This window comes from Bradyrhizobium sp. UFLA01-814 (genome assembly GCF_046718885.1).
GTDB classification, from domain to species: domain Bacteria; phylum Pseudomonadota; class Alphaproteobacteria; order Rhizobiales; family Xanthobacteraceae; genus Bradyrhizobium; species Bradyrhizobium elkanii.
Genome location: NZ_JAQOSR010000246.1, coordinates 1 through 9,479, shown reverse-complemented (window position 1 = coordinate 9,479; position 9,479 = coordinate 1). Strand labels below are relative to the sequence as shown.

7 protein-coding genes are annotated in these 9,479 nt (G+C 59.2%); 5 read left to right on the top strand and 2 right to left on the bottom strand.

Annotation, left to right across the window (positions count from 1 at the left end):
• The first annotated feature begins 207 nt into the window (after positions 1 to 207).
• Positions 208 to 1,503, top strand: coding sequence for a glycosyltransferase family 4 protein (locus PMN64_RS39975; protein WP_411784718.1), 1,296 nt, complete (start codon positions 208 to 210; stop codon positions 1,501 to 1,503).
• On the opposite strand, the gene PMN64_RS39970 is transcribed toward PMN64_RS39975, so the two are convergent.
• Together PMN64_RS39970 and PMN64_RS39965 are read right to left on the bottom strand one after the other, a co-directional pair.
• On the bottom strand, positions 1,439 to 2,716 hold the full coding sequence (locus PMN64_RS39970) for an acyltransferase family protein (RefSeq protein WP_304497079.1): 1,278 nt from the start codon (positions 2,714 to 2,716) through the stop codon (positions 1,439 to 1,441). The two genes, PMN64_RS39975 and PMN64_RS39970, sit on opposite strands and share 65 nt — an antisense overlap.
• Positions 2,713 to 3,912: a polysaccharide biosynthesis/export family protein gene (locus PMN64_RS39965; protein ID WP_028338401.1), complete on the bottom strand. Its 1,200-nt coding sequence runs from the start codon at positions 3,910 to 3,912 to the stop codon at positions 2,713 to 2,715. The genes PMN64_RS39970 and PMN64_RS39965 overlap by 4 nt, the downstream gene beginning before the upstream one ends.
• Before the next feature lie 545 nt (positions 3,913 to 4,457).
• On the opposite strand from PMN64_RS39965, the gene PMN64_RS39960 reads away from it, so the two are divergent.
• From PMN64_RS39960 to PMN64_RS39945, 4 genes are all read left to right on the top strand, one after another.
• On the top strand, positions 4,458 to 5,834 hold the full coding sequence (locus tag PMN64_RS39960; RefSeq protein WP_411784717.1) for an O-antigen ligase family protein: 1,377 nt from the start codon (positions 4,458 to 4,460) through the stop codon (positions 5,832 to 5,834).
• A gap of 44 nt (positions 5,835 to 5,878) precedes the next feature.
• Positions 5,879 to 7,840 carry a hypothetical protein gene (locus PMN64_RS39955; protein ID WP_411784716.1) on the top strand — a complete coding sequence of 654 codons (1,962 nt, stop codon included), beginning with the start codon at positions 5,879 to 5,881 and terminating at the stop codon, positions 7,838 to 7,840.
• A 246-nt stretch (positions 7,841 to 8,086) separates the two neighbouring features.
• Positions 8,087 to 9,070, top strand: a complete 984-nt coding sequence (locus PMN64_RS39950) for a GNAT family N-acetyltransferase (RefSeq protein ID WP_304497076.1) — start codon at positions 8,087 to 8,089, stop codon at positions 9,068 to 9,070.
• 121 nt (positions 9,071 to 9,191) lie between these two features.
• On the top strand, positions 9,192 to 9,479 hold a 288-nt coding region (locus tag PMN64_RS39945), incomplete at its 3' end, for an NAD-dependent epimerase/dehydratase family protein (protein WP_411784715.1).

The following is a 9,479-nucleotide window of genomic DNA, read 5'->3' as shown; positions in this document are numbered from 1 at the left end:
TACCAAGACTGCTTCGGCAATGCTTCTACGTCGAAAATCCAAGCGGATAAATGGATACGCCGCCTTTCTATCATTGTTTCGTTAAGAGGAGCGAGGCAACTATTAACGCAACCCCCCGGCTTAAGCATTGAGTAAGCCGAGCTGTGTGAATGTGGGCCCCAGCGAGCATCTCAGTACCTGTCGATGTCGGCAGGCAGGTTTGGATCGATGCACTCAGACCGCCTAAATGTTCTCTTCGTGTCGCAGATGCCTGCGAGCCCACCGCGCATCGGCGCGCAGGCGCGCATGCACGGTCTGATGACGGAATTAGCTCAGCGCCATGACCTGACGGCAGTCATGCTCGTGGATGACGAGCACGACATCGAGGAATGCCGAACTGCCATGCAGGCCTACTGCCGCAAGGTGGTGCTCGTGCGTAACCCGTTTGGTCGCGATGGGATGCCGAAGCGCCTGCTTCAACTGCGCTCCCTGGTATCGCCCCTCAGCTTCGAGCGTTTGCGAATCACGGCAGACGTAGTGCGGCAGACGCTGGACGACTTGCTTGGGTCGACGCGCTTCGACGTGGTTAATCTCGAGTTCACGTTCCTTGGTCACTACGCGCTGCGCAAGGCGCCGGCAGGAGAGAAGCTTCCGGTATTGGTCGTGGATTCTCACAACATCGACTACGACCTTGCCCGTCAGTACGCCCAAAGCGGCGACAGCCTGTTTCGTCGCCTCTATTCCGAAGTCAACTGGCGCAAGCTTCGGAGGGAGGAGCTCGGGACCTATCGTGACGCAGATGGTGTCTATCTGTGCAGCGCTGCCGACGAACGACGGCTGCTTGAAGAAGTACCGGAAGCCAGGACCGCCGTCATCCCCAATGCCGCGGATATCGAGTTCTATCGCCCGCGTGCCGACGATCCGAAGCCCGACGGACGCACCGTCGTATTCTTCGGCCTCTTGTCGTATGCACCGAATGTCGACGGTGTCATCCACTTCGTCAACGATATATGGCCGCGGATCGCGGCCAGCCATCCGGATGCGCGTTGCAAGATCATTGGTGGTTCGCCGCCACCTGCCTTGTTGGCGCTGGCAGGGCCCCGAATCGAGTTCACCGGGTTCGTGCCGGATCTGAGACCGCATCTTGCCGAGGCGGCAGCCGTCGTCGTCCCTTTGCGATTGGGAGGCGGGACACGGCTCAAGATTGTCGAGGCTATGGCGATGGGCAAGGCAATCGTCTCGACAACCCTGGGCGCGGAGGGGATCGAGGCCGTGCCGGACCGCGACATCATGATCGCGGACGATGTCGAGAGCTTTGCCGCCCGTGTCAGCGGCTTGCTGGGTGATGCCGATCGCGCTGGGGATCTCGGACGTTCCGCAAGGCATTTGGCCGAAAGTAAGTATGCCTGGAGTTCAGCAGCTCGCGCTCTCGAGAGCTTCTACCGTACGAGACTCGCCATCAGTTGCGGTACGGATGGGAAGGCGCCAGCGCGTCGCCAGCAGCAACGGGGCGTCGAGCGTTGAAGAAGCGCTTCAGTTCCAGGAAACGCTTTTCGACGAATTCATAGCTCAGATAAGCGATTAGCAGCGAGACGAGCGCGCCCGCTGTCGCCTGTATTGCCACGGCTGCGCTGTGAGAGCCAAGCCATTCGCCGAGTGCCAGCTCGGTTCGATGAGTCACGAGATAGTACGATATGAAGTGATGGTAGACGTACAGGCCGTAGCTATAGGTCCCGAGAAACATCAGTGGTCGGCTGCAGAAAAGGCGCGATACCAAGGAATGCTTTGGGACAACGAGCACCCAGATGAGGAGACAAGCCAACAGCACGGTGATGATGGAAGACCGAACCGGAAGGACAAAAGCGTTACCTTGGTCGGTCACCAGGCGCGTCCAGATGAAAGTCAGGGAAAGCAAGGCAAATGCAGTGGTCGCAACGTATGGAAGGGCACCCACCAGTCGCCGAAGTCCGCCCGGTTGTCGGACGACCACGGCGAGAAAGGCGCCGAGGGCCAGACCGTCCAGGCGAAACGGTGTCAACACATAGGTTGTCCACCAGCTAAGTCCCGCCAAGGAGCCGCCCAGGCGGGCGAGCATCGCAGCGACCGATAGGCCAAGGCTGACCGCAATCAACTTTCTCGGTTGCTTTGCGACCAGATATACGACGAGCGGCCAGAAGAAATAGAAATGCTCCTCGATGCAAAGCGACCAGAGGTGCTCCAGATACGAGAATGACCAGTCACCGTTCCATGCGATGTAGACGTTGACTCCGTACAGCCAGGCCCAGGTCTGACGATCTACCAGATAGTCGAGGGTCGGACCACGCAGCGGGCTCAAAAGCGGAGCGACGAAGAAGACAAGCGCGAGCACGCCATAGTAGAGCGGAAAAATGCGCAGCACGCGCCGTATGTAGAAATTGCGAAAGAAGCTGGGATCCTCTCGTGAATCATAGAGGATTCCAGTGATGAGAAAGCCGGACAGGACGAAGAACAACTCGACGCCGTAGGAGCCGTAGTTGGTGATTCCGACGACGATCTTCTCGACAGCGTTGGTCGGCAACGTATTGCCGACGAAGTGCAGTAGCATCACCATCACGATGGCAAGTCCGCGCACGCCGTCGAGCGCAGGAATGTGTCCCTGAAGGCGAGGCCACCGATCGCGGGCAGTTACGTCGGCGGATTCGGTTGCCGGCAGCATACTTGCCGCGGGAGCCGATTCCGCCAGGCCAATTGTTGTCATCGGGACGACGTAACGATGGTTGTCGCGCCGGAGATGCTGCCGTTGGCGAGTCCCTTCAGCGTGTAGGCATCGATCCCGGCGACGATTGGATCGCTCACGGTGCCGATGATCAACCGAAGGTAAGTCATGAACTTTGTCGCTTCGACAGAATTTGCATTGGACGCGAAGATGACATCTTTATTCCGCATCTCGAATTCTGTCGCGATGAAGTAGCCGCCGGGATCTCTCAAATCGAGAATATAGATAACGGGGACAAGGGGCCCACTATAGCGAGTGCAGTCGACGCCGAGCTGCTTGGCAACTTCGCGTGGTTCTCCTCGGTAGATAAACACGGACCCAGGGTCGGCGTGATCATCCTTAAGGCCGCCCGCCTTCGCCATGGCCTCGGCGAGTGTCAGGCGCCAGGCCCCAAACGAGAACTGCCCCTGTTGCCCGGAAGCGCCCATCGCAAGGAAGGTTTGCGGCTGCGTGAATACGTACACCGTATCTTGGGGGCGAACGAAGATGTTGTTTGCCGGTTGGCTGAGCAGCGATCCGAACGGTGCGGTACCCTGCCGTCCGTCGCGTTCGAGAGTCACCCAGGTATCGAAGCCGGGATTCTTGGGGCCGCCCGCGCGCGTGATGATGTCGAGCAGCCGCTCGCCGCTGGCGCTTGCAGGCAAGCGTGCAGGCGTTCCGACCTCGCCCAATACGCTGATCGAGGTTGCCTTCTGATCCACCAGCGCAACCACTGCCTGTGGTTCGATCGCACGGTCCTGCAGGGACTTCACGATCGCATTCTGGACTTCCTCCGGCGTCCGGCCCGCAGCGCGGATCGAGCCCCCATACGGAACCGTGATGTTGCCTTTGTAATTCACGGCCTGATTGGGCAACGTGACATAATTGCCCTGACGCGTGCCGGCTTCGGTTGGAGTAAACAGGCCACCGGCCATCGATTCAAACAGCGTCACGCTGACCGTGTCGCCGATGCCAAAGCGAATCTCGGGCGGGCCGCGGCGATCCGTGAAAACGCGGTCGATCCGCCTCGAGTTGCGCACCAGGACCCTCTCGGTGTCAGCTGTCAGGCGCACCAAGGCATAGTGCACGCTTTCAGGGTCGGTCTGCCCCGCGCGGACATAGGAGCTTGCCGGTCCCGAGGTCGGCATGGTCGAGCAGCCAGCAAGCGCGATTGTCGCTGTGATGACCAGAGCGCCCAACAGGCGGCCACTGAGACGCGAGGATTTGCCAGGCGAATGCGCCGGCGCCACTTCACGAGTGGTCAGGCACGGCGTTCGTTGACTACTCTTGCCTGCACTTCTCGGCACGACATTGGACCCTGGTTAACGAAGATTAACGAACGCAGTCTTGGTAAACGCCGGTCTCGTCTTCGCGCTTGCTTGCACGCCGCTTGCGGTCGTCGCCGTTCGGCATCGATCGCCGTATTGCCGGACACAGGCTCGGAAGAAATTTGCGCGAGTAAACATGTACTTACGCGGCATCCACAATTTCCCGGAATATTAAGCGACCAAGCGAAACAGCCCGCCCTGTGCGCCACGCTAGGGGACAAGCGTTAACGAAGCGTTCACTATAAAAATTCAGGAAAGATTGACTTATCGTTGGTGTTCGGAGCCGTGTCTGAGTACGTGTTGGCGCCAGTGCCATTGAGAAGCTGATCGTATCGCTGCGTGGCCCGGCGGTCGGGCAAGGCAGGCGATTGACGATCAGCGTGCTGCCTTGGCGACTGGAGTTGACGGGCCCGAGCATGCACGAAGCCGTATTGCGTTCTCAGCGACCAGGCTTGGCGGCTCCGTCCGGCCGGGTAATCGACAGATACGCGATCATTCCGCTGCTGGCCTGTGTCTACGCCACGATTGCCTTTCCCCTGATCCTCGTGACCTGTAGTCCGACGGACTCGGCTTGTCTTCTTGAAGCTCGTCCAGAGAGCAAAATCTTTTGGCCGATCCTGTCCGCAGTCGCGCTCGTCGTTGCGCTGCGCAATCGGTCGCGACTTCGCTTTCCGCCGATCCTGATCATACTGTTCGCCTATCTTGCGCTGGCGGGGGCGAGCGTTGCCTGGGCATTCAAGCCGGAGACTTCGCTGATCAGATTTATGCAGCAGGCCATGATCATTGCCTCGATCGCGCTCCCGGCGATCGTTGCAACTCGATCGACCGACCTGCTGCGCGGCTTGTTCTGGTGTTTCTTCATCGCTGCCGTGCTGAACATGCTGTTCGTCATGGGCCGGCCGCCGATCGATGTGAAGTTCGCCACATGGGGCTACCCGGGCTATTTCTCGGGCAAGAACTACCTAGGTGAATGCGCTGCCGTTGCATTCCTGCTTGCGCTCCATGAACTGCTTCATTCCGGACGACGACGGATTCTCGGCATCGTTACCGCGCTGATGTCTGTTGCGCTGCTGCTGCTGAGCAATTCGAAGACGGCGCTTGCTCTTGCGGTGCTTGTCCCGGTGTTTGCCTGGACCTTGCTCAAGCTTTCCAGGGCTACCCGTGTTCCGGTGTGGGTGATTGTCGTATCGATACCGATTTGCTGGATGGTTTTTTCGTTCGTCACCGGATTCAGCATGAATCGCGTGTCGTACATGCTGTACGGCGATTCGACTTTCACGGGCCGTACCATCATTTGGGATTTTGCAAATATGCAAATCGCAAAGAAGCCGTTGCTGGGCTGGGGTTATCAGTCGTTCTGGCTGGTTGGGCCCGACGCGCCGAGCATCGTGGAAGCGCCGGGCTGGGTCAAGGAGATGCCCAACGCCCACAATGGGTATGAAGACACATTGCTTGAACTAGGTTATGCGGGATTTTTCCTGCTTGTCGCGTTCATCCTTGCGACGATACACGGCATTGGTCGCCTGGCGCGGTTTGATCTTTCGCGGGCATGGATCCTGCTGTCGATCGTTCTCTACGTTGCCATCACGAACGGTCTCGAGAGCACGTGGATGCGCGGCTTCGAAATGCTGTGGGTCGTGTTCGTTATAGCCGCGGTTGAAGCTGCCAGATATTGGAGGCAGGCGCGTCCCGCGGCCAACTCGGCAATAGCCAGGCGTCCAGCAATGCGGCGCATCCACGGACCGCGGTTCAGGCCGCCGTCCACTCCCGTCAATGTCGTGAGGTCACGCTAGCAGGCGCGAAGCCAGTTGGTTCGGCGCCGCAAGTCAGAGGATGCATGTTCAACCGTATGGTCATCGCGACGCGGCGCAACCCTGGTCACCAGACGCTGCGAACGGCCCTGCGACGGCCTTGGCGGTGCTTGGCTGCAACGATGATCTTCGTTGCATGCTCAAACCATTCGTCCGCAATTGCTCTCGACTCGATGGAAACACTGCCCTCAGATCGCGCGACGACCTGGCAACCCGGCCTGATGGCCGAGGGTGGGATACCCTCTCGAAAAACCATCTGCGCGACGCTGTCGCCTCGTGGCGGCACACTCGATGATGCTGCGGCAATCCAGGGCGCAATCAACGCATGTCCTGTAGGGCAGGTCGTGCAACTGGCGGCGGGACGGTTTCTGATAAATGGCGGCAATTTCCTGCTGCTCAACAAGGCAATCACGCTGCGCGGCTCCGGTCCGGGCCGGACGATGCTCGAAAAGCAAGATGGCGCAAAACCTTTCAATGACGCAGTCGGTGCCAAGCCGTCTCCGCTGGTCGTGGTGGGCCCGTCGCTTTTTTCCAGTACGAGCGATACGGTCAATGCCGTGCGATCGGCGAACCTTCGGAATGACGCCACCAAGGGCGAAAAAACGATCGAGGTCGACGACGCTGCGGGCTTTGTGCCTGGACAGATCGTGCTGCTCGACGAGGCGTCGGCCGCTGATTGGCGTGTCGACCCTCAGGGGCGAGGGGAGATCTGGGCGTCGGAAGATTTCAGGGTTGTCTGGCAAAAGCACAAGCCTGCAATTCAGTATGTCGATGACTTTGCACCCGATGCGTTTCCGTCGACGGCGCAAAGCGCTGGATCGTGGTTCGGGAGACCTGATCGGCCTGTTGCCGAGGTCAAGGAGATCAGCACCGTCTCCGGTTCCAGGATCACCTTCACGACTCCAATCCACATCAGCTATCGGAAAGCAAACGCCGCTCAACTGTCGCGATTCGCGCAGCCGCATGTGAAACACGCGGGCGTCGAAGATCTGGCGCTTAAGGGGGGCGACGCGGGCAATCTTCGCTTCAATTGGGCTGCTTCTTCGTGGGCGAAGAACGTCGACAATTCGGTTTGGCACGGCGAAGGCTTTGCAGTTCACAGTTCCTTTCGCGTCGAACTGCGCGAGTTCTACGTGCACGACGCGGCCTGGGCTCAACCCGGCGGAGGCGGATATGCCATTAGCCTTTCCGCCGGATCGTCGGAAGTTCTGATCGAGAATGGAATTGCCGTGAGAGCCAACAAGCTGGTGGTGGCGCGTTCCGCCGGGGCGGGCTCGGTGGTCGGCTATAACTACATGGACATGGGCTACATCAATACGAATGGAGCCTGGATCGAGACCGGGCTCAACGCCAGCCACATGGTGGGCGCCCATCACGTACTGTTCGAGGGTAACTACGCCCAGAACGCCGACAGCGACGACACTCACGGCAACAGCATCTATCACACGTTTTTCCGCAACTATCTGCGTGGCGTCCGGGCAGCGTTCGACAATCAGGCGGGCGGGACGATCGATGATATGTCGCAGCCCCGCAATGGGCCGCGGCGCGCCGCCGGCCTGATGGCGTATTCCTACTGGATGTCTTTCATTGGAAATGTGCTCGGGATTCCCGGTCAGATGGGCGGCTGGTCGTACGAAACTCGGTTTACCGACGCAAAGCCCGGCGTCTGGATGCTCGGCTGGGACGCCGTGAAGCCATATCCGACGGACGCAAAGGTTGCGATGTCCACGATTCGATATGGCAATTTTGATTACCTCACCAACAAAACGCACTGGGATTCCGGAAGCGGGGATCGCGCCTTGCCTGCTTCCATGTACCTCGCAGGCCGTCCCGCGTTCTTCGACGCCGGGCGCGGATACGATTGGCCTTGGGTGGACCCGGTCGGAGAGACGAAGCTTCATGTGCTTCCGGCCAAGGCGCGCTATGACGCCGGCACGCCGTTCGTGCAGCCGAATTTGGATCGATCGGCACGCAAAAGCCCGCAGTGAATACGTATCGCGTGACAATGATTAAACATGTTTCGAACAGGCGCAGCATTGCGTCAATGCGTCATCTGACCGGCGACGAGCTCAGAGGCTAACTAGGCCAGCGCCCCGATTCAAATGCTGCAGACGTCGTTAACTACAATAGAAGCTAAGGCCTTCTGATCCGCGCGGACGTTGGGCATTTCTGCACGTTTTGGTTTAATCAGATTGCCGTTTCGCTATCCGGTTAGTCTCCGGAAGAGGAATTTGATGCGCAAATCGGTCTTTCACGAGGATTGGTGGCTGGATGCGCTGGCTCCCGGTAGCTGGCGCGAAGTCACTTGTTCGCGTGGCGGGCGCGTCGTGGGTTCTCTCCGGTTCGTCACGCGTACTGAAGGCGGGATGAGCATCTGCGAGATGCCTCAAATCACGCGCTTTCTCGGACCGACAGTCACGCTGCAGTCCGGCAAGACGGAAGCGCGCATGCGATTGGCGCATGCGGTCATCACTGATCTGCTCAAGCAGGTCGCGGATTTCGATCACGTCGAGATGACGCTCGATACCGGGTTCAGCGATGTCGCCGCGTTCCTCGCGTGCGGCTACGAGGTGCGCGCGCATCCGACTTTCATGCTGAAATGCACGAGCCCCCGAGACGAGCTCTGGTCGGGATTGCGCGACAAGACGAAGAACGTGATACGACGCGCGCGGGAACGGCTCGTCATTCGCGAAGTCACGTCCGCAAAATACTTCGTGAAGTATTACCAGGCCAACCTGGAGGGCGCGAAGTCGTATTTCGACCTCTCGCGATTGGAAGCTGTCTATGCCGCCGCGAGCGAGCGACAGCAATGCAAGATCCTGGCGGCGGTGGACTCGAACAACAACGTTCACGCCCAGGTCTTCTTCGTCTGGGACCACAAATTCGTGCACTATTTCCTGTCGTCGCGGGACAGGAGCATTGCGCATCCAGGCGCAGTAAGTCTGCTCCTCTGGAGTGGCATCGAGCTGGCGCACGAGCGGGGCCTTCATTTCGATTTCGATGGCGGAATTGAAAACGAGGCGCGATACAAGTTCGTTGTGGCGTTCGGCGGAGAACTGGCCAATCGCTTCGACGTCAGCCGTTCCACCATTCGTTACCGGCTTCACCGGCAACTACGCAGAGTTCCCCAAGCGCTACTGCGGCGTCTCTCGGCTGGCGCCGCCGCCAGCGACGTCAACGATCATGGCGTACGGCTCAACCATTTCCCGTCGTCTTGAGCGGATCGCTCCCGCAATTTCAATGCGCGCCATTAACTAAGGTTTTACAAACACGTGCATCAGCGACCGATTTTGAAATAAGCAGGGGGGATAGAAGCAGAATTAATTTGGAGGCGTTAAGATGCGCGTTCTCGTGAGCGGACATCTCGGCTACATCGGAACAGTGCTCACCCCGATGCTACGGCGTGCCGGGCACGAAGTCGTGGGCCTCGACAGCGATCTGTACTCTCGCTGCACATTTGCAGAGGGCGGGTCGATCGTGGATGTGCCGGCCATCCGCAAGGACACGCGAGACGTCGAACTTGCCGATCTGAAGGCTTTCGACGCGGTCCTGCATCTTGCCGCGCTGTCGAACGATCCGCTCGGCAATCTGAGACCCGGCCTTACCGACCAGATCAATCATGTAGCC

Excerpts from the sequence above, each read along its gene's own strand:
- PMN64_RS39960 (WP_411784717.1), top strand. The coding sequence starts at position 4,458 with ATGCACGAAGCCGTATTGCGTTCTCAGCGACCAGGCTTGGCGGCTCCG.
- PMN64_RS39950 (WP_304497076.1), top strand. The coding sequence starts at position 8,087 with ATGCGCAAATCGGTCTTTCACGAGGATTGGTGGCTGGATGCGCTGGCT.
- PMN64_RS39970 (WP_304497079.1), bottom strand. The coding sequence starts at position 2,716 with ATGACAACAATTGGCCTGGCGGAATCGGCTCCCGCGGCAAGTATGCTG.
- PMN64_RS39955 (WP_411784716.1), top strand. The coding sequence starts at position 5,879 with ATGTTCAACCGTATGGTCATCGCGACGCGGCGCAACCCTGGTCACCAG.
- PMN64_RS39975 (WP_411784718.1), top strand. The coding sequence starts at position 208 with ATGCACTCAGACCGCCTAAATGTTCTCTTCGTGTCGCAGATGCCTGCG.